16 protein-coding genes are annotated in these 22,367 nt (G+C 41.3%); 7 read left to right on the top strand and 9 right to left on the bottom strand.

The genetic code is table 11. From position 1 onward, the window contains the following. Positions 1 to 67: 67 nt before the first annotated feature. Entirely contained in the window at positions 68 to 991 is a 924-nt protein-coding gene (locus tag PCRYO_RS01470; RefSeq protein WP_011512653.1) for a DUF808 domain-containing protein, read from the bottom strand. Positions 992 to 1,391: 400 nt separating this feature from the next. On the opposite strand from PCRYO_RS01470, the gene PCRYO_RS01465 reads away from it, so the two are divergent. From PCRYO_RS01465 to PCRYO_RS01445, 5 genes are all read left to right on the top strand, one after another. Beyond that, entirely contained in the window at positions 1,392 to 2,249 is an 858-nt protein-coding gene (locus tag PCRYO_RS01465; RefSeq protein ID WP_011512652.1) for a DsbC family protein, read from the top strand. A gap of 214 nt (positions 2,250 to 2,463) precedes the next feature. Next, positions 2,464 to 3,810: a homoserine dehydrogenase gene (locus tag PCRYO_RS01460; protein ID WP_011512651.1), complete on the top strand. Its 1,347-nt coding sequence runs from the start codon at positions 2,464 to 2,466 to the stop codon at positions 3,808 to 3,810. A gap of 58 nt (positions 3,811 to 3,868) precedes the next feature. Next, on the top strand, positions 3,869 to 5,050 hold the full coding sequence (locus tag PCRYO_RS01455; protein WP_011512650.1) for a thiolase family protein: 1,182 nt from the start codon (positions 3,869 to 3,871) through the stop codon (positions 5,048 to 5,050). Between the two features lie 387 nt (positions 5,051 to 5,437). Further along, positions 5,438 to 6,286, top strand: coding sequence for a DUF2382 domain-containing protein (locus tag PCRYO_RS01450; protein WP_011512649.1), 849 nt, complete (start codon positions 5,438 to 5,440; stop codon positions 6,284 to 6,286). A gap of 171 nt (positions 6,287 to 6,457) precedes the next feature. Continuing rightward, a complete protein-coding gene (locus PCRYO_RS01445; protein WP_011512648.1) occupies positions 6,458 to 7,126 on the top strand; it encodes a YsnF/AvaK domain-containing protein in 669 nt (222 codons plus the stop codon). A 94-nt stretch (positions 7,127 to 7,220) separates the two neighbouring features. Here the strand turns inward: PCRYO_RS01445 and PCRYO_RS01440 are convergent, their stop codons facing one another. Both PCRYO_RS01440 and secA read right to left on the bottom strand, forming a co-directional pair. Further along, positions 7,221 to 7,748 carry a hypothetical protein gene (locus PCRYO_RS01440; protein ID WP_226939323.1) on the bottom strand — a complete coding sequence of 176 codons (528 nt, stop codon included), beginning with the start codon at positions 7,746 to 7,748 and terminating at the stop codon, positions 7,221 to 7,223. Positions 7,749 to 7,927: 179 nt separating this feature from the next. After that, positions 7,928 to 10,708, bottom strand: a complete 2,781-nt coding sequence (secA, locus tag PCRYO_RS01435) for a preprotein translocase subunit SecA (RefSeq protein ID WP_011512646.1) — start codon at positions 10,706 to 10,708, stop codon at positions 7,928 to 7,930. A gap of 398 nt (positions 10,709 to 11,106) precedes the next feature. On the opposite strand from secA, the gene mutS reads away from it, so the two are divergent. Further along, positions 11,107 to 14,229, top strand: a complete 3,123-nt coding sequence (gene mutS, locus PCRYO_RS01430) for a DNA mismatch repair protein MutS (protein WP_011512645.1) — start codon at positions 11,107 to 11,109, stop codon at positions 14,227 to 14,229. Between the two features lie 92 nt (positions 14,230 to 14,321). Further along, complete coding sequence (gene fdxA, locus PCRYO_RS01425) at positions 14,322 to 14,645, top strand: ferredoxin FdxA (RefSeq protein WP_011512644.1); 324 nt, start codon at positions 14,322 to 14,324, stop codon at positions 14,643 to 14,645. 109 nt (positions 14,646 to 14,754) lie between these two features. Here the strand turns inward: fdxA and PCRYO_RS01420 are convergent, their stop codons facing one another. The 6 genes from PCRYO_RS01420 to PCRYO_RS01395 form a co-directional block, all read right to left on the bottom strand. After that, positions 14,755 to 15,204, bottom strand: a complete 450-nt coding sequence (locus PCRYO_RS01420) for a pilin (protein WP_192941314.1) — start codon at positions 15,202 to 15,204, stop codon at positions 14,755 to 14,757. 95 nt (positions 15,205 to 15,299) lie between these two features. Further along, entirely contained in the window at positions 15,300 to 16,577 is a 1,278-nt protein-coding gene (locus PCRYO_RS01415; protein ID WP_011512642.1) for an O-antigen ligase family protein, read from the bottom strand. 6 nt (positions 16,578 to 16,583) lie between these two features. After that, entirely contained in the window at positions 16,584 to 17,039 is a 456-nt protein-coding gene (locus PCRYO_RS01410; RefSeq protein ID WP_011512641.1) for a pilin, read from the bottom strand. A 309-nt stretch (positions 17,040 to 17,348) separates the two neighbouring features. Beyond that, the gene (locus tag PCRYO_RS01405; protein ID WP_011512640.1) at positions 17,349 to 17,822 is read right to left on the bottom strand and encodes a type IV pilin protein; all 474 of its coding nucleotides are present in this window, start codon (positions 17,820 to 17,822) and stop codon (positions 17,349 to 17,351) included. Continuing rightward, a complete protein-coding gene (locus PCRYO_RS01400) occupies positions 17,822 to 18,370 on the bottom strand; it encodes a type IV pilin protein (protein ID WP_011512639.1) in 549 nt (182 codons plus the stop codon). The genes PCRYO_RS01405 and PCRYO_RS01400 overlap by 1 nt, the downstream gene beginning before the upstream one ends. 12 nt (positions 18,371 to 18,382) lie before the next feature. Further along, on the bottom strand, positions 18,383 to 22,357 hold the full coding sequence (locus PCRYO_RS01395) for a pilus assembly protein PilY (protein ID WP_011512638.1): 3,975 nt from the start codon (positions 22,355 to 22,357) through the stop codon (positions 18,383 to 18,385). Positions 22,358 to 22,367: the final 10 nt, after the last annotated feature.

Here is a 22,367-nt window from a genome sequence, read left to right as displayed (position 1 = left end):
TTTTTTCATTTTCTATTTGATTGAATATAAGAGCTTATTTAATATTTTCGATTAATAACCAAAGCTATTAATGAGCAGCAGATTCATCCTTGTTGCGTATTTTACCAACAACCGTCAAGAGTGCAACGATGATCGCACCAATAATAAAGCCAATAACACCATTCAATAAGGCGGTAGTGAAACTTTCAAAGATACCGGTCAAATGCGCAATATCTTCAACACCATGATATAAGAAATTAATACCATGAACTAAGATACCACCACCGACTAAGAACATCGCTAAGGTACCAGCGATAGATAGAAATTTCATTAATTTGGGCGCTGCAGCAAATAGAATCTTACCGACCTTTTGGGTAAATGCGCCTTCTTTTTCCATCATATGTAAACCAACATCATCAATCTTGACAATACCGGCAACCAGACCATAAATACCAACGGTAATACTAATCGCTAAAATAGAAAGTACCAAACTGCGCTCTAGCAAAGTTGCGCTAGCAGTGGCACCCAATGCAATCACAATGATTTCTGCTGATAAAATAAAATCGGTACGTATTGCTCCTTTGATTTTCTCTTTTTCAAAAGCAACCAAGTCTACTGTTTCATCAGCATTGGCTTTGCGACGAGCTTCTTGCTCTTCATCATGCGGTAAAGCATGTGGCCAAAAGCGGTGGATGACTTTTTCGGCACCTTCATAAACCAAAAACAACCCACCACACATCAATAAAAACGTAATTAATGGCGGGTAAATAGCGCTGATAAGTATGGCCGCTGGCACCAAAATGAGCTTATTAATAAATGAGCCTTTGGCAACCGCCCAGACAACGGGAAGCTCACGGTTTGCTTTGACGCCTGTAACTTGCTCAGCGTTAAGCGCTAAGTCATCACCCAACACCCCTGCTGTTTTTTTGGCGGCGATTTTGGTCATGACCGAAACGTCATCCAAGATCACACTGATATCATCAAGTAAGGTTAATAAACTGGCACCTGCCATAGTCGCTCCTTAAGCTAAATTGCTTCAATAAGTAAATTTTCAAATAACAGATGACTCTGTCGTAAAATATGGTCAGTCATAAAACACAGTTATAAGCAGTAGCCTACCTAGACATAAAATGATATGAAATAGCACAAATGTATTTTATTTATATTTTCTTAACGAATAGCTACAAATTGTGTATTTAATAAGACCGTTATACAGGCTTTCGCGGTTATTTATAAAAATATGCTAATATGAGGCTGATTATTAGTTATCTTTTGTTATCAATAAACTGTAAAAATTTATTACCTCTTATAGATCGATCTAGTCATCATGTTAGATCAAAATTCCAAAAGATCTTCATTACCTTTTGCTATCAAAATCTTGATTAGGCATGACTGCCTAAAGGAAACATCCTATGTTCTTAGCGCCTTTTTCTAAAACCAATCCCAACCGTGATACGTTTTCTCGCAGTCCTCTTACTCGTGTTATGAGTGCTGCCTTGCTGGTTATCGTTGCAGCTGGCTGCTCTAACAATGCAGCAGATGCGACCAACAATACAGATCTTGTCAATAGCAGCAAAGCCAAAACGAGTACTGCTGCGGTTTCTAAGGATAGCGATGCTAAAGTAGTAAAATCTTTGCAAGCCAATTTAAAGGCTTCTGGTATTGAAGAGACTATCCTCTCAGCTGTACCAACCGATATGACTGGTATTTATTGGGTGACAGCTGAAGGATTGCCTTCTTTTTTTACGGATAAGACGGGCAAGCATATTATTCAAGGGCAAATCATCGCGGTTGGTGCAGAAGCGCCTGTAGATATTAGTGCCGCGTTGTTGGCCAGTACTGCCCAAGAAGCGTTAAAAGCAGTCGACAAAAAAGACATGGTTATTTATCCAGCAAAGGGCGCGACTAAAGCTGTGGTTTACGCCTTTACAGATGCAGATTGTGGTTATTGCCGTAAATTGCATGAAGAGATGGATGATATTAATACACGTGGCATCGAGGTACGTTATTTGGCATGGCCACGTAGCCAAGAATCAGTGCCAAAAATGGAAGCTATTTGGTGTAGTCAAGATCGTAAGGCGGCAATGAATCAAGGGAAAGCTGGCGCCGATGTGCAAGCGCCTAGCTGTGCCAATCCTGTACAAGAACAGATGGCATTAGGGGCAAAACTTGGTGTGCGAGGTACGCCCGCTATCTTTACTGAAGCAGGACAGCAAGTAGGCGGCTATCTACCTGCAGCTCAATTGGCAGAAGCAGTTGGCGCTAACTAAAGACGGTTATATGCTTTAAGTATTTGTGATATGTATGACGGTGGCGACATTGTGTAGACGTCACAACTGCTTATCGGTATGATAGGATAAAGCGCTAGGCAAACTTAGCCATATAATTTCTATATAAGCGCTTATTTATGTTAGTGATTCTTGTAGTTTCAAGATCTTTCATAGCAGCGTTTTTTATCCCACTATTTAATCTCTTGAGGATCCTGTGAGCAAATCCATCAAACTAGCGATACTTGGTTTAGGCACCGTCGGAACGGGCGTGGTCAATCTAATCAATGATAATTTAGATGAACTAAAACGTCGTAGCGGACGCGACATTGTGATTACCGAAGTTGGTATTCGTCGTCAGCGTGATGACATTAATCCCAATATTATGCAAAACAGTGATCTGATGGCAACCGCTGCCAGTGACAATGTCGATATTGTCATCGAATTGATTGGCGGTACGACCCTTGCAAAAGACGTTATTATGCACGCCATCAAAAATGGCAAGCATGTGGTGACCGCCAATAAAGCGTTATTGGCTGAGCATGGTAATGAGATTTTTGCTTTTGCTGAACAGCATAATGTTCATGTCGCCTATGAAGCAGCCGTAGCAGGTGGTATTCCAATTATTAAGGTCATGCGTGAAGGTTTAGCTGCCAATAAAATTGATTGGCTAGCGGGTATCATTAATGGTACGGGCAACTTTATCATGACAGAGATGCGCGATAAAGGTCGTCCGTTTGCCGATGTACTGAACGAGGCGCAAGCACTTGGTTATGCTGAGGCCGACCCTACTTTTGACGTAGAAGGTATCGATGCGGCGCACAAGCTGGCGCTACTTGCCTCTATCGCCTTTGGTATTCCATTGCAGTTTGACAAAGTCTATTGTGAAGGTATTACCGGTATTACTTTGCAGGATGTCAATTACGCTGAAGAGCTTGGCTATCGTATCAAGCACTTGGGCTTTGCAGTTCGCCGTGCAGGAAATGGCAGTGGGGACGACAGCGCTGGTATTGAGCTGCGTGTACACCCAACACTGATTCCACAGAACGCCCTGCTTGCTAATGTTAATGGCGTAAAGAATGCCGTACTGGTGAACTCTCACCCTCTCGGTCAGACGTTATATTGCGGTGACGGCGCGGGTGCAGGCGCAACGGCTTCTGCAGTGATGGCAGATGTGATGGATTTAGTGCGTGTGTTAGGATGTAAAGATGCTGACCAACAAAACAGCAATGGTCATCATGTACCGCACTTAGCCTTTATCCCTGAAAAATTGTCAGATACGCCGATATTGCGTGCTGAACAAATGATTACTGGATATTATTTACGTGTACATGCGTACGATAGCCCTGGTGTGTTGGCAGATATTACCCGTATCTTGAGTGATGCCGGTATCAATATCGATGCTATTTTACAAAAACCGGCGCATAAGCTCGGGCAAGTGCCAGTGATTATTTTAACGCTGCCAGTGGGTGAGAGTCAGATGAATCTTGCCATCGAAAAAATCGAGAAGTTAGACACCATTATTGATAAAGTAGTACGCATACGCTTAGATGAGCTGGCGTAAAAATATACTTTAATCAATCAAATATGTTGGATTAAAATACTCAAAAAAGGAAATAACAATGTCACATGATGCAATTGTAATCTTAAACGGCGCTCGCACCCCGATGGGCGGCTTCCAAGGCGCATTGACAGACATAAGCGCCACAGATTTGGGCGCAGCGGCTATCAAAGCAGCTGTTGCGCGTTCAGGCGTTAATGTTGATAATATTGATGAAGTTATTATGGGCTGTATCTTAACCGCAGGTTTGGGTCAAGGTCCTGCGCGTCAAGCGATGCGCAAAGCTGGCTTGTCTGATGCAACGGGTGCGGTTACCATCAATAAGCTGTGCGGCTCAGGTCTAAAAGCAGTTATGCAAGCTCATGACGGTATCAAAGCCGGAAGCTTTAAGGTTGCTGTTGCTGGCGGTATGGAGTCGATGACCAATGCGCCTTATATCATGCCAGGGTCGCGTGGTGGCTATCGCATGGGACATAAAGAAGTCAAAGATCATATGTTCTTAGACGGTCTAGAAGATGCCGATACTGGCAAGCTAATGGGTCAATTTGCACAAGAAATGGCGGATGAAAAAGGCTATACGCGCGAACAAATGGATGATTTTGCTATTGAGTCGCTAAATCGTGCACTAACAGCGATCAAAGACAATCATTTCAAAGATGAAATTGAACCAGTTACGTTCAAAACTCGTAAAGGCGAGCAAACGGTTGATACCGATGAGCAGCCTGCCCTTGCTAATGCTGAGCGCATCCCTACTTTGCGTCCTGCCTTTGCAAAAGACGGTACCATCACCGCAGCAAACGCTAGCTCTATCTCAGACGGTGCTGCAGCTGTTGTATTGATGAAAGAGTCACAAGCCAAAGAAGAAGGTCTAGAGTATCAAGCGCGTATCATCGCGACTGCCTCTAATTCTCGTCATCCAAGCGAGTTCACTATTGCCCCTGTTGGCGCAATTGAAAAAGTATTGGCAAGTGCTAGCTGGTCAGTCGCTGATGTCGATTTATGGGAAATCAATGAAGCATTTGCCATGGTTACGATGGCAGCAATGGATGAGCTAAACATCGAACATGCTAAAGTAAACATAGAAGGCGGTGCTTGTGCCCTTGGTCATCCAGTGGGCTGTTCAGGCGCTCGTATCCTAGTGACGCTTATTAACTCTCTAAAGCGTACTGGTGGCAAAAAAGGCGTTGCTACACTATGTATCGGTGGCGGCGAAGCAGTAGCAGTAGCAATCGAATTGGCTTAAGTTATTTTAAAATGATCGGTATGCTGTAAATCTTTAGCTTATTATTAGAATCTAAAACCGCATTGCTTTGAGCAATGCGGTTTTTTTATGTCAAAATATTAACACCCGTCTGCTTAAACGTATTAGCGTAGGAAAGCCTTAACTTAAAAGTTATATAGTGATTATGCTCTTTACAGCCTATTACACACCCTTACGTCAAGCGCACACTTTGCTACCTTGCTTATATATCTCATGCCAAATCGTCCTGTTACGATATCAACAAGTCGAGATAGCGACTGGCTATAATAAATACTATTGCTTGAACCGTTTATCTAATAACAGTTCATATAAGAATATCAATAAACCATTTTATAAAAAGAAATTTACTCATACAAAAGGAAGATAATAATGAGCCAACTTATTCGTTTAAGAGATATCCAAGCAACTCACCGTGATCTGATCGGTGATGATTATTATGACCCAACTGGCAAGACTGCTTTTGGTGTTAATGAAGAAAAAATCGGTAAAATCGAAGGCGCATTGGTAGAAGATACGACTGGTCGCATTCGTTACTTAATCGTCGATGCAGGTGGCTGGTTTAGCTCAAAAGAAGTATTGGTACCAGCAGGTTTGGCACGTATCGTTGGTGATGACGTATTCTTTGATAGCTTAACCAAATCGCAGGTCGAAGCGATGGAAGTCTATGACCATGATTATCAATATAGCTATAAAGAACAGTATGAAAGAGACCGTCAGGCGTTTGTCGCTGACAGTATCCCAGAAGCTGAGCGTATGGAAATTGCCGATCACAATTACGATGCACCAAATACGTTAGATCTATTAGAAGAACGTCTGACTGTTAATAAAGATCGTATTGTGGCAGGTTTGGTAAAAGTCGGTAAGCATGTCGTGACTGAAGAGCGTAACGTCAATGTTGACTTGGAAGAAGAGCATGCCAATATTGAACGTACCAATGTTAATCGCCCAACTGAACGCCGTATCGGTGATATCGATGGCAATGAGACGATCGAAGTTGAGCTAGAAGCTGAGCGTGCTCATGTCAATAAAGAGACCTATGTCACAGAAGAAGTGAATGTTGGTAAAACGACAGAACGTCATACTGAGACTATCGTAGATACCATTCAACGTGAAGAGCTAGATGTCGATAATAATGGTAACGTGATTGATCGTGATGGCAATTTGTTTACTCGTGATGATATCACTGCTGAAGATGTACGCCGCGCTCGTGGTATGTAATAGGCTAGCCATTCGTATGGCTTTATAATCTAAATAGTATTTGTGATATTGTTATATACTATTTAAATCAATACTATACGACAGCCATTAGCCACTGAGTGATTTGCTCAGTAGATAAGACCAGAGCTCGTCTCTGGTCTTTTTTTATATACAATAATAAGGACAATAACCATGAATCCTAATAATGAAAATAACTATCCCAATACCAACTATCCTGACTTTACCAATAATACCGCTAGTGGCACGCAAGATGATTTAACCTCATCTGACTTGTTATCATCTGATCATAGTCAGAAGCAAACAATAATAAGCAATCAACAAGAAAGTATTTCAGAAAATCTACCTGATACTAATAACAATAACGGTGGTTATCTAGAATTATTAGAAGAGCGCCCAGTAGTCAATAAAGAGCGCTTGGATGTTGGTAAAGTAACTGTCACCAAGCATTTTCGCACCAAAACTATTCAAGTACCTATTGAGCTGGTAGAAGAATATATCACGGTACGTACCGATTATCAGGATGCCGAAAGTCAGGATCTATTGTCAGAAAACTATGATGATAAAGACATCTTGCGTCATGTGGAGCCTTCATTAGATAGTAAAGCCGTTGTTACTATTAATGGCACACAAGTTGAGATTGGCGATGCGCCTATTGAGATTATTTTATCACGTCAAATCGCAACCATTACTAAGGACACTTACGTCATCCAAGAAATAGCCATTGAAAAAACCACACATACGCATACTGACAGCATCGAAGTCGAACTCAAACATGAGGAACTCGATGTTACTGAAGAAGGGTTTTTGGCACATGAGCAAAATACGGCTCATAAGAGATAAGCTGTCGAGTTTCAAAGTTGGTGGAAATCAAAAGCAGAAAAGCAACGCGAACGTTGCTTTTTTTATTTTAAATTATCCATTAACGTTCTAGCCATTATTGAGTCTTTTTACATTCATAAGTAGTGACGTTAGTGGCGTCAGTGCCAGCGGTACGCATTACACCTGTTTCGCGATCTTTATGGGCTACGCGCCATTGTACAAAGCCTGTCGTCCCATCGATAGCCGTTGCGCCCTCAAATACTTCAGGATTGCTGGCTTCATTGGTTTTTGTCAAAGTGACTGACCCTTTAGCAGTCGCAAGCACCACTTGGCTATCCGCATCTTTATAGGTCGCTTCGACCTCGAGTTCAGGAGAGCACAAGTACGTTATTTGATTGACGCCAGTATTTACTGTAGCTACGGTATCGTCTGCGACTTCGCTAGCAGAGGCATCTACGACCACATCACTTGGCTCGGCAGGTTCAGCAGACATAGGCACAGCCTGCTCTTCACTGATACTCTCTTCTAGACTTGGCTCTGTTTCTTGCTTTGGCTGACAGGCAGTCACAGACAAGGCTCCTGCCAATAATGCCGTAACAACCAAAGAGTGACGCCACTGTTTTAATAATGCTACATTCATCATGCTCTCCCAAATAATTATGCTAAACACTATAGCCTGTCCACAAATGCGCGCCTACATTGAATTTGTAAGTAATCAATACAATGTAGATGATATTTTTATTCAACCATCACTCCTCAGGGCATAAAAAAAGTCCCTATCTATTCGATAAGGACTTTTTAATCAAGAAATGTTAGCTAGGTTTAGATTTTGCCATGACATTGCTTATACTTAAGTGCTGAACCACATGGACATGGGGCGTTACGGCTGATATTCATACCAGCATATGGGTCTGCATCATCGCTACTGCCCGCCATAGCACCTGCTACGCTAGCGCCCGTAGCACCGCCAACGACATTGCGGCTTTGCACTGCTGCTCTTTCCACACCGCCGTCCATATTATCGATATCACTATGCTCAAACTGCATTTGCATATGGGCTGCATTTTCACGTTGCTGTATTTCTAACGCCTCTAGCTCTTCTTTGGTTGGGATATGCACACGTGATAAGTCTTGTACTGTTTCAGACTTGATCGCGCCAAGCATCATCTGGAACAGCTCAAATGATTCACGCTTATATTCCTGCTCAGGGTTTTTCTGTGCATAACCACGCAGATGAATACCTTTACGCAGCTGATCCATCTGGGTTAAATGCTCTTTCCAATGCTTATCTAAACTTTGCAGCATAAAATGACGCTCAAGCTGAGCCGCATCTTTTTCGCCCATTTGTTCACGGCGACTGTGATAACGATCCAATGCTGTTTCGATGATCTTGGCTCGTAAGCCTTCTTCATCTAGGCGACGATCTTCATCAAGCCAATCGTTAATGGGCATTGCAATCTTAAATTCGTTCTCAAGCTCATCCTCTAACCCATCGACATTCCACTGATCATCGATAGAGCCTGGCGGAATAAACTGGTTAATCATGGCATTATAGACTTCCTGATGCATGATTTTAATGGCCTCTAATAAATCCATCTCAGCCAACAAATCATCACGCTGACCATAGATGACTTTACGTTGATCATTGGCCACATCATCGTATTTCAGTAGGTTTTTACGCGCATCAAAATCGCGACTCTCTACTTTACCTTGGGCGTTTTCAATCGACTTTGAAACCATTTTATGTTCAATGGCTTCATCTTCTTTTAGCCCCATGGCACGCATCATATTCACGACACGGTCACCGGCGAAGATACGCATTAAGTCATCTTCAAGTGATAAGAAGAAACGTGACATCCCAGGATCACCTTGACGACCCGCACGACCACGCAGCTGATTATCAATACGGCGTGATTCATGACGTTCAGAACCAATAATATGCAAACCACCAGCCGCAACGACTTGGTCATGCTTGATTTGCCATTGGGCTTTTAGACGCGCCATTTCTTCAGGGCTAACCGCATCAATATCTTCAATAAACGATTGCCAGTTACCGCCAAGGATAATATCGGTACCACGACCTGCCATATTGGTAGCAATCGTGACCGATTTTGGACTACCTGCCTGCGCAATGATTTCAGCTTCACGCTCATGCTGCTTAGCGTTTAGCACATTATGCTTAACACCTTCTTGATCGAGCAGATAAGACAATTCTTCACTGGCTTCAATCGTTGCCGTACCAACCAATACTGGCGCGCCTTTTGCTTGAATCTCTTGAATCTCGCGGATAATGCCTTTGTATTTGCCTAACTTGGTTAAGAAAATTTGGTCATCCATATCGACACGAGCAATCGGCTCATGCGTTGGAATCACAATGACATCTAAGTCATAGGTTGATTTAAATTCTGCTGCTTCAGTATCAGCGGTACCCGTCATACCAGACAGTTTGTCATACAGACGGAAAAAATTCTGGAATGTAGTGGTTGCAAGGGTTTGATTTTCGGCTTGAATCTCGACGTTTTCTTTGGCTTCAACGGCTTGATGCAGACCTTCTGACCAGCGGCGACCAGGCATGGTACGACCAGTGTTTTCATCAACGATAACCACTTCGCCGTCATCAACAATATAATGGATATTTTTCACAAAGACATGATGGGCGCGAATCGCCGCTTGTACGTGAGCCAATAATGGCAAACGGCTTGGGCTGTAAAGACTTTCGTTTTCGCCAAGCTCGCCGACTTGGATTAAGAAGCGCTCAATTTTCTCATAGCCTTTTTCACTAATCTCAATCTGGCGATTTTTCTCATCAATCCAAAAATCTTCTTCTTCATTATTCTTATTGGCTTCTTCGTCTTTTGAGCGAATCAGCACGGGAATAATGGTATTAATCAGCGCATACATGCGTGATGAATCTTCCGCTTGACCCGAGATAATCAACGGCGTACGAGCTTCATCGATTAAAATAGAGTCAATTTCATCGATAATACAGAAGTTTAGCGGGCGCTGCTTTTTCTCTTTTAAACTAAAGACCATGTTATCGCGCAAATAATCAAAACCGTACTCGTTATTGGTACCGTAAGTGATATCCGCTTGATAAGCATCGACTTTTTCTTGTGGTGGTTGCTGCGAGTAAATCACGCCAACCGTCATGCCCAAAAAGCCAAATAAGGGACGGTTTAATTCCGCATCACGTGCCGCCAAATAATCATTAACCGTCACCAAATGTACGCCTTTGCCACTGATGGCATTGAGGTACATGGCCAAGGTGCCCATCAAGGTTTTACCCTCACCAGTTTTCATCTCAGCGATTTTGCCTTCGTGCAAGGTAATACCACCGATCAGCTGCACGTCATAGTGACGCATACCGTTAACCCGTAGCGACGCTTCACGACAAATCGCAAACGCTTCTGGCAATAACGCATCTAGACTTTCGCCGCCTTGGTGTCTTGCTTTAAATTCTTCAGTTTTTTGTTGTAATTGCTCATCAGACAGGGCTTGTATCGCAGCCTCGTATGCGTTGATTTTGCTGACCACTTTGCGCATGCGTTTAAGCTCACGCTCATTTTTGGTGCCAACGACACTGCCTATAATCTTTGATAACATAATTTTTTGACCTATGGAAATATTCGATAATTAGTGCGCATGACAACGCTTTACTCGCTGTTTTTTTAATTATTTGGCTGGTTACTGTCCAATTTAAGACAGTCCAATAAAATATCGCCCAATTAAGTGTGACGTCATTATATATGGTTATGACGGCGATGGATACAAGGGCAGTTAGCAGATATTTGCCGACGTAAAAAGGTGATAGGACGTGTTAAAATAACACTTATAAACCTATGTTTTTCAATTTTTTTGCTTATTGCCAGCACACTTTTTAGATGATCTATTTTATTTTGAACCGATTATTATTAGCCTTTATATCTAAAGCCTTCTATCTAACCAAACTTATTTAAACACCCCTATTTAATAAATAAAAAAGACAACTTAAGAGATTCTGCATGCCAGTTAAACCTTCTGCTCAAAATAACAGTCCTAGTAAACCCACTTCAAAATCTGTGCCAGTTGACTCTGACTCATTGGTCATAGGTGATGCCATCTATCACTTGGCAGATCATACGCCGATGATGGTGCAATATCTCAATATGAAGGTTAACTATCCTCAAGCTTTGCTGTTATATCGGATGGGTGATTTTTACGAGTTATTTTTTGAGGATGCCAAACGCGCGGCACAGATATTGGACATTACTTTAACCCGTCGAGGTACAGATAAAGCAGGTAATACGATTGCGATGGCAGGTGTCCCTTTTCATGCTGCAGATAGTTATATGGCAAGATTGATCGCTGCTGGGCAAACCGTCGTTGTCTGTGAACAAATTGATGAATCAGCTACTGGCACTGACAATGCAAATAACCCGTCCAATGCTCCGACGATGGGCGATAAGCAGAAGAAAGATAAGAGCAAATCTACTGCTGGCACTATTATGCGCCGTGAAGTGGTCAAAACGCTGACCGCAGGGACTATTACTGACGATGCACTCATTGCGCCCAATCACACCCCGACTGTCGTCGCTATTGATATCGAGACTCCTAAATCGAACAGCAAACAACCTGTGCAAGCTGCCGTTAGCCAAATGGATTTAGCCGCTGGGACTTTGACGACGCAAACGATCAGCGCTAATCAAGATGATATTGAATCTTTACAAACCCAAATGCTCACGGTGCTGGCACGCTTTGCGCCAAGCGAATGTATTATTAGTGAAGCGCTGAGTGACAGTAATGGTGATATCAGCGAAGAGTGGCTGCTATGGCTACGTCAACATCTTAATTGCCCTATTATTGAAGTTGCGGCTAATGACTTCCACCGTGAGCATGCCAGCGCAACCCTTTGCCAACAGTTTGAGGTTCAGCGTCTTGATGGGCTTGGTATTAGCGGTGCACCACTTGCCCAGTCTAGCTGTGCGGCGCTAATACATTATGCACGGCAAACCCAACAACGCCATGTGCCACAACTTAATCAGCTGATCGTTGAATATAATGATGACTATTTAATCATTGATGCCAATAGTCAGCAAAATCTTGAGCTATTTACGCCCGTTAGCAGCAATGGTACGTCATTAATATCTGTCCTCAACCATTGTCAAACGCCGATGGGTCGACGCTTACTCGTGCAGCAAATGAAACGCCCACTGCGTCAGCATTCGCGTATTAACTTGCGTTTAGATGCGATAACTAGCTTGTTAGATACTGATAAACAGTCTGAGCAATGCTCGGGAAATATCTCATTAGTTACCAGCTTGCGCGAAACCTTAAATGCTATCGGCGATATTGAACGTATCAGTAGCCGTATCGGTCTGATGAGCGCCAAGCCACGCGATTTACGTAAGCTTGCAGACGGTATTGCTAGTAGCGCCCAGCTTACGACGCTACTGACGAATGCGGGTATCAGCCATGAGCAGGCAGGACTGTTGCCGATGTTAATGCAGCAATTGCCTGCGCAGTTACCTGCCGTACAATCCGTCGCCGAGCTTATTGAGCGAGCTATTATCGTAGAGCCACCGGCGCATATTCGTGATGGTGGCATGTTAGCCGCAGGCTATGATGCAGAGTTTGATCGCCTTACCCATTTGCATGACAATATCCAAGTGACATTGGATGAGATGGTGGAACGCGCGCGTCAAGAGAGCCAATTACCCAGTCTAAAGGTAGGCTTTAATAAAGTGAGCGGCTTTTATTTTGAATTGCCTAAAATGCAGGCAAAAAATGCCCCTGCACATTTTATCCGGCGGCAAACGCTGAAAAGTAGCGAGCGATTCATCACTAACGAGCTAAAGACAGTCGAAACTGAGTATCTAAGCGCGCAAAGCTTAGCATTGACTCGCGAAAAGCAGCTTTATAATGAGCTATTGATACGATTAGGTAGCCATTTAGCTGAATTACAACAGCTTAGCGCTGCTATCGCCCAAATAGATGTCCTCAATAACTGGGCACAGCTTGCTATCACTTATAACTGGCAGCGTCCAGTCATGAGTAACGAATCGAAAAAGAGCAGCATCTTAGATAATAGCTTAGAAAACAGTCACTCAGAAAATGGCTTGAATAATAACAGCCAAACCAGTATCAATATTAAAGAAGGTCGTCATGTTGTTGTAGAAGCTGTACTAAATCCTATTCATACTCATCAAAATAATCCTGCCAAACATAGCAGTCATTTTGTCGCCAATGATTGTGTATTGGGCAGTTATGAAAATCCTGAAAGACTGTTAATGATTACTGGCCCTAATATGGGTGGCAAATCGACCTATATGCGCCAAACCGCCCTGATTGTTCTACTGGCGCATTGCGGTAGCTTTGTCCCAGCAGCGCGTGCTCATATTGGTGATATTGACCGTATCTTTACCCGTATTGGTTCGGCTGATGATTTGGCAGGTGGCAAATCAACCTTTATGGTGGAAATGATTGAAACCGCTAATATTCTCAATCAAGCGACCAATAAATCGCTAGTGCTGATGGATGAAGTGGGACGCGGTACAGCCACCACTGATGGCTTGGCAATCGCTCATGCTTGCGTTAATCGATTGGTAGAGATTGGCTGCCTGACATTATTTGCCACTCATTATTTTGAGCTGACAAAATTGGCGCAAAACCCTAAAGAAAGTAGTGGCAGTAATGATAAGTTTATCCGTAATGTCCATGTCGCCGCCAGTGAGATCGACGGTCAACTGTTACTGCTGCATCAAATCAAAGATGGTGCAGCAAGCTCCAGCTTTGGGTTACATGTGGCAAAAATGGCGGGTATCCCAATTCAAGTGCTTAATGATGCCAAGCGTTATTTAGTAGATAACTTAAGCATAGACAATCTAAAACCAGATAACGAAAGTATTGATGATGACAAAAATGAATTAGCTAAGTCGGTAAAGGATAAACGCCAGCAGACTTATGATAGTAATATAGAGAAATCAAACATCAGGAATCTCGATAAAAAACAAAAAAATATAGATATTCCACAACAAAATCAGCTATTTAGCCTACAAGACGAACTACAGGCTATCGACCCTGACAGCCTCACGCCAAAGCAGGCACATGATTTACTATATCATCTGAAGGAAATCATTAGTTATTAAAGGGAATTGTTAAATTATCTCAAAAGCGCTAAAATGTGCCTTATTTTTCATCTATTCTATTTCGCTCAATCCAATAACAGGTAGACAGTACTATGACCTTTGTCGTTACAGAGAACTGCATTCTTTGCAAATACACCGACTGTGTGGAAGTCTGTCCTGTCGACTGCTTTTATGAAGGACCGAACTTCCTCGTCATCGACCCTGATGAGTGCATCGATTGTGCTCTATGCGAACCTGAATGCCCTGCTAATGCGATCTTCTCAGAAGATGAAGTGCCAAAAGGGCAAGAAATATTCACTCAGCTAAATGAAGAGCTGGCACAAAAATGGCCAAATATCACTGAGATGAAAGGGCAGATGCCAGAAGCTGAAAAGTGGGATGGCGTGGAAGGTAAGATTCAGTATTTAGAGAAGTAGCTGGTGTTTTAAAACCGCTCAATATATTAAAATAATGAAAAACCATCTAATAGCGATATGCTAATAGGTGGTTTTTTATCAGATATTATCTATGATAAATTACATTACTTTATTGACAAGTTCGCGGTAAATAAGCTGTTGGAATACCTTCGGATGCCCGGCACTTCCATGAACCATTAGCAGCTCGGTCAAGACTGATTGACTGCCCTTCTATATAGGGTAAGTTTTGAATAGTGCATTTAACTGCGTCAGTAGTAACTCCACTTACAGCAGGTGCAGTGACACTAAACTGACAATATTTAGTCTGTGCTGGGATATTGAGTCCACTTGGACTGAACCCTATTACTCCTGCACCCTCTGCTATTAAGGTTTGATATGGCAGACGAAAGTGATTTATCTCTTTATAAACTATCATTATATGTGTTTTTCTAATCTGAGTCTGATAACTGAGTGTAGATATCGCAGCTAATATTCCGATGATAGCCACGACAATTAACAATTCAATCAGTGTAAAGCCAGATTGAGTCACTAAATGACGATTTTGGGTCGTTTCGCTCATAGTCATGGCTGTCATATCATATTATTAAGGTTACTTGGATAGTGCACAGCTTATGCCATCATTGCCCTAAATATAATAAAAAAAGGCGAATCTAATCAAAATAAGAGATAACCATACCCCCAAAATCTTGGAGGTGTTATAGGCATGTTAGCAGCAAACCCGAAAGACTGAATAATTATATACACAAACCAAGCGGCTATCATTACGTATACCGCTAATGCTAATATGTACTGATAATAAGATATTACTACCCTCTTTTGAGTAAAATCCTGGGCATGATTAAACGCTGAGTTTTTCAATAGAAAAACGAATAGCCATAAAAGTGCCATCTGTGTTATTGGATAAACGTAAATACCAGATAAAGAAATATCAATACTGATAGCAAATAACGCTGCTATAACAAAGTAGTTTTGCTTTATATTCCAGCTGATATGACGGGCTATTTTAAATACGATAAAAGATAGGAATATAAAACCTACCAACCCTACTTCGGTCAATATTTGTATAAATAAATTATGGGGATGAGCAGATAGATGAGGAAATTGCTCTAATTGATAAAAACCGCAGCCAAATATAGGCTTTTGTAACCAGCAGCTCAGACCATTTACCCATAAATCTATACGTCCACTAGAAGATTCTCTAGCTATAGCCATACTACTAGAGCCAGAACTGACTATATAAGTAATGAGAAGATACACGAGCCAAGAAGATATATAAGTTAGGATCAGTGGCAATTTTAAAGGTTTACAGTATAAAGCGATTATAATAATAAATACGGTATACGCTAATGTAGCTGAACGACCAGCATCTAACAGAACAGCCAAAAATGCTAAAAATAAGAATAGTAGATATAGATTTTTATGCTGCTTTTCACTTATATAGAACCAAGTGCCAAAGATAGACAGTACTAAAATGCAACTATCATAAACACGAATATTCCATGGGAAGGGATACCAATTAGCATCGTAAATGCCCGTATTTATATACTCCCATAGCGATAAAGGCAGTAACATAAATAGTAAAAAGCTTGATAATAAGACTATTTTAGTAACCGAATTATTATAATTTAAAATTCTAAAATTTTTATATATTAAATAAACAAGCAGCATCTCTGTGATTACAAAGGAAGGCTGATCCCACACAAAAAAACCAATCACTAAATAAGTAAAGAATATTAGCTCTATCTTTGTAATTATAAATGAGCGGTCTACCCAAGATACTAATCCAAAGAATAGTAGTAGAATGACCTGCATAACCCTGAATTCATTATAAAAACTAGTATTAAACCCTACACTCCAACCTAAAAAAAAAGGCAAAAAATAAAGAGCTATTAATAGCTCTTTATTTTTATTTATTTGAAAAAAGTTAAGCATTAATTATTAGCTAGCTACACAAGACTTAGGTAGGTATTTTTGATCCATCTTAGTACCACCAGTTGTAGTACAGCTAAAGTTGAAAGTAGTATTAGAGCCTGTAAGTGCAGGTGGCGTTAAAGTAATTGTTTTACCAGCGATATTAGCATTTACAGTACCAGCCGGTTTCATAGTCACAGTAATAACACCAGTACCCGCTGCTACTGTAGCATCAGCGTAAGTTCCAGCAGCTGTCAAAGAACCATTTGTCGGCGCTGTAGCTGTACCCGGATAAACACCATTAGTTTGCGCATATTCTGCAATAGCAGTTTTTTGTCCAGCAGTAAGAGCAAAAGCTTCAGCTACTTGTGAACGAGCAATATAGTCCTGATAAGCAGGGATAGCGATCGCAGCCAAGATACCGATAATGGCGATTACGATCATTAGTTCGATTAAGGTAAAACCTTTTTGTGCAGTGTTCATATGAACTCCTTAGGGGGTATATAAAGATAATTGGCTAATAGCGCTTTTTATCTTTAGGGATATAATATGTTTTTCTCTTATTATAGATGCTGCATTTAGCGTGCCAAAGTTATGGTCACCTTTATCTTTTTATCTAAATACTTAATTATCATCGCCATTTATTATTAACGCTTCTCTTTTTTTATCTTAATCAAGTTCGAATGTTACGCCCAAGCCACTAAAAATTGTCAGTCTGCCTATCATGAGTCACGAAAGGTAAAGATAACTGACGTTTTTTGTCAAATTCTCAACTTTTCTATTTTATTTATCTTATTTTGTCCATTCTTCACCAGTACCACAGATACTGACTCGACATTTCACACCTTGATAATTCAGACTAAGATTACCATCACCTACCATTTGCATCCCCGTATTTGGCGTGGCTGTAATTATCCATTTATTGGTCAATATATTATCAGGAGGCGTTAATGTTATTGGATTGATAGTTATATCATATAGCTGAGTGCCCTGCCTTGGATAGGCGGTAGCAAAATCTGTTTTGACACTTGCACTAATAGCACTATAGCTACCTTGTGCTAGCTTGCGGCTTTCAATCTCTGAAGCAATGTTCTGCATCTCACTCATCATGTCAGTACGTTTGGTTTTAATAACGTAGTTTTGATAACTAGGATAAGCAATTGCTGCCAAAATGCCGATGATGGCAACCACTATCATCATCTCAATCAGCGTAAAGCCCTGATCATTTTTTGATATTTTTTTAGATAATTCATTAAAATATGACATTACCAGTCCTCATTTCCAGTGCCGCAATTGATAGAAGCAATGGTGACTGCCCTATCCTTACTTTTACATTTCACACCCGTACTATTTATCATCAAAATATGAGCATTTGAATTTTTAAATGAAGTATTTGGCTCTGCTAACATGCGCCATGAGCTGCCTGCGGTGGAATAACCAGTGCCTGTAGGAGCTAAGGTGTTACCTGTACTGCCATCTACTAACGCAATCATATAACGGTAATTCGTGCTATCGCTACCTTTAGGGACATAGATAGTTTTATTGTCAGTTGCATCATATGCATAGCTGATATCGCCATTACTTGCTATTTTTTTGGGCTTAAAGCCTTTATAAGTTAAAGCACTAGCACGCCAGCGGTTCAGCTCTATATCAAGCTCTTGCATTCGTGCCTGTGCTTGTGATTCAGCATTACGCACCACAAACTGCCGATAAGACGGTATCGCAATCGCCGCTAAGATAGCCACGATTATGATGACTATCATCAGCTCTATAAGCGTAAAGCCTACTTGTTGTTTTAACGTCTTCATATTCATACGACCATCCTATCAGTCTACTTCGTACCACGTTTTCGGCTGTAGCGTAAAGCGCTCGTTAAATATCATATCAGGCGCTGTACCATTACCAATGCTGCTATCAGTTGCTACTAAATTGCTTTGGTTCAGCCCTTTAGGGTTCGTAAGAGCATTGAAAAGTCCCTTGCCATTATCAGACCCAAAGTTTACGCGATCATTAGCACGTTCCGTCAATGTACGTGTCCCAATAAGGAGACGTTGGTTGGAGAGGCTGGAGCTACGTGGTCCGAGCGTCAACTCTTGAATACCTTTGCCTGCCTGCACATATCCACCAGTACCATTCTTAGAGGCGTCATCGGTACAGATACCATAAGGTAAGCAATAGAGCTGTCTTTCTGAACCGCCTGTCACTTTTGCAGAGCAAGAATCTACGTCACCATAGCTCATATCTGGGTTATAAACCGTGGTATATATAAAGCTGTCAACCACTTCAGATTTACCAATGCCTTTGCCATATCTCACATTACCGTAGCCGTCAAAACGAGTCAGAGGATAGTACCAACCCTTTTTTGTGCCAGCTTTTTGGATATTAATGGCTGCATTTTTTTGAGCTAAAGTATACTCCGTAGCTGTAGAACTTCCAAGGGTTGAAGGCAACTCAGCTAAATGACTTGAGGCAGTATTGTTAGCTTCCAAATCCATGATTTCTTGACCACCAGATGTTCCCGTAGTCGTGAAATTACTAGCATAAAAAACACTGTTGGCCTTAGTCACATCACTGTCTATAATGCCATATAGCCGATCAGCTTTGGTATTATCACGTATTTTTGATAAAGGTGAGCTACGATCACCTGAGATGGCATTAACCAATGCGAATAGTCTATTAGTCGTATCGTTACGATAGAAACTGACAACTGGGCGTTCATAAAAACGGTAGTTATACTTTTTATCAGTGCCTGTATAGGCACTTTTGAGTACACGAGTGACCCTAGTATTGGTAAAAGAAGTTTCTGCTGATGCGGTTCCTGTCGTGACTGGCTTTATAAAACCTGCATTGGTAAAGTCAGCACGGAATATCTGACCACCCAAGTCTGCGAAATACATATGATCCATAAAGCCATCATTATCACGGTCTAAGGTAGTCACACCAGCGACAACGCTATTAGTCATAGCAGATACAGTATTGGATGCACCTGTGGAATTAGAAACGTTAGAAGCCGACCATATTAGAGCGCCTGTTTTGGCGTTAATGATATATACCGAGTTACCTTTGGTAGACGATATGTTTGAACAACTACTTAATAATTGTGCATCTATCACGCCAACTTGGAAGGTTTCTTTTTCATAACACATATCATAGCCACCACCGAACACTAATACATCGGTACCTGTATCAGTATTGCTGGTTTTTATTTTGGCCTTAGTAGGTTTTGACCATATCTGACCCATACGACTAAAGCCTGCAGTGGCTGGCGTTATCGTAAACATCATACTCGGATTATCACTATCATTGAGGTTTAGCCCGTAAAATGCTTCACCGCCCATACGCAGCCCACCATAAGCGAATACACCTTTACCACCTGTCTTATTAACGTTTACCCTATTATTAGACAAATCATACTTATAGTCAGCAGTGACTAACCAAGGGGCGTCTATACCAAAGTTTGGAGATCCTATTTCAGCTTTTTTTGCGTCTTTAATAAGCGCATCAGACTTACTGGCATCTCTTAACATCTCTCTTGGTATAATAACAAACTTTTCTTTGCCACCATCACCAGTGCCTTGATCACCTGCATCTACTAAATGTAAGCCACCTTCGGATGAGCCAAATAATACATAGTCATCGCGTGTGTCCGTGACTCTACCAGTAGTAGGATCGAGAGTCGCTGAATAGGAAACTGCCGCTGGTGTAGAGTGAATAGTAGCACCTAGCACCTTAATGGCTTTTGATACATTAGCGGTGCTAAGCGTCATATCTTTTACAGCCGTGCCTGTAGCTGGAAGCACATCAAATCCTAAAAAATTTAGTAGTTTTCTCAGGGTTGCTGGGCTATAGGTATTTGTATCTTTAAAGGTAGTATCAGTTAAGACATTATTATCTACAGTCATTTTTCCAGCAATATTTACTCCTACCTTTCTTAAAACTGTAGATTGATCAGTCGCACTTTTCCAATCTTCGACATACAATGCTCTGACCGAAGTAACACCATTAACAGGTGTCTTTAACTGAGCGTAAAAACCACCCGACTCTACTTTATCATTTTTGTTAAGATAATCTTGATCTGACCAGAAATCTGGCGTTACTGGATTTAGCTCACCTGCTATATTTTTAAATAGTTTAGAACCACCCTTACCAAATAGCGTACCTTCATTTAATTTATACTTTTTCATATTACCTTCCCAAACTACGGAATTATCACCGACTTTGGGTTGTAAAGTTGGGTAATATGCAACTGCTAGTTGACTATCCGCTCGATAAGGGTCGTCAGGTATAATGATAGTTCCTGAAGGTGTCGAAGGTAAGGTGTTATCCAAATCGGTTACAAAAGATATAATACTATTGACAATATCATTTGTAGACTGCGCTGAGTAGAATCCACCTTCCCCAAAGCCTCCAACCCCTGGTAATGAAGGATGCGCCTTTTCTCCCCAGTTACAAGCATTTCTTGCATCTTTAGTAGCGTCATTATCTTTACCAACTATATTTGCACAGTTATAAAAATCACGATTTGATATAACACCAGTTTTTGGATTGGTATAAGGTAAGTTACGAATAACTCGCTGCGATTCCGGCTTCGCTGCATCTTCCACTCTATCGACATCGAAATCTGAACCAAAGCCAACCACTGCGGTATAGATTTCTTGATCTGTACCTAATGGGCTAACCGTCGAGTCACGTAAGGCTTTGGCAAACGAACCAACTTCGGGCATACCGTTATTATTACCACTGCCACTCGGCAATGTGTCGTTAGATTTGCTAAAATTACTGCGGTTTAAAGCCAGCTTCATTAGATCTAAAGGCTTTTCAGAGTTATTTGGTGCTCCATCAGTCAAGAAGTAGATGCCTCGTCCGTCGCAGCTAGAAGGCTTTAAAAGTGGACTGATATAATTGCTACCACTATTACTTTTAGAAGATATAGTGGATTTGCTAAAACCACTACCAGTACCACTGGTTTTGGTACCCAGCATATAGGCGCCAACCTCTGCATAAGCATTCGCTGTCGGTGTACCGCCTCCTCCAGCTGCAGCAGCTACAACTTGGCGAATCTTTTGACGCTGTGTTTCATCTAATAATGCTGCAGGTAAAAGTATTTTACCACTACTGCCATCAGCATTCTTAGCAGTCCCATTTGCATTAAACTCTACAATATTATCACTGCCGCTTTGTGAAGAAAACTGGCCAATGCCAATGGCGACTTTTTTAGGATCTAACTGTGTGCTATTCATTAGAGTAAAGATTGCATCTTTAAGACGAGTAAGGCGATCGTATACTTTTTCACCTGTAAAATAATACTGATTGCCACTACTAGAGGTTATATAGTCATATCCTACAGTCGATGGTGCTTTACTAAGCTTGCTATCACAATCGTTAAAGCTATAATTACTAGATCCAGAGCCATTGCTACCACCACAACGGTACCATTGGTTTTTATCATTTACATCTAAACGATAAAAATATCGAGCATTATTACTACAGAAGTTTCTTATATATTGAGGGTTAGTATTTGACCATTCTGCTCCAACTGCAGAAAAAGTTGCCCCTCCTGGAAGATCACAGGCATAATTTACTTGATTTAACGTCATACTACCGGAGGTATCTAACATCATAGTAATAGTAGTTTTACCACTTTCTGCCGCTTTATAAATCTCTAAATCACCGATTTTTTTATCTGCCACATCTGCCTGTGAGATTGGCATTGCTATCATTGATGCCATGGCAACGACCAAATACTTTAGTGGTACTGCAATCATGTTATTTATTGTCGGTATGTTGTCAAATCGCTTCATGACATCTATC

Source organism: Psychrobacter cryohalolentis K5, from assembly GCF_000013905.1.
GTDB lineage: Bacteria > Pseudomonadota > Gammaproteobacteria > Pseudomonadales > Moraxellaceae > Psychrobacter > Psychrobacter cryohalolentis.
The sequence above is the reverse complement of the archived record's forward strand: the minus strand, read 5'-3'. Positions and strand labels throughout refer to the sequence as shown.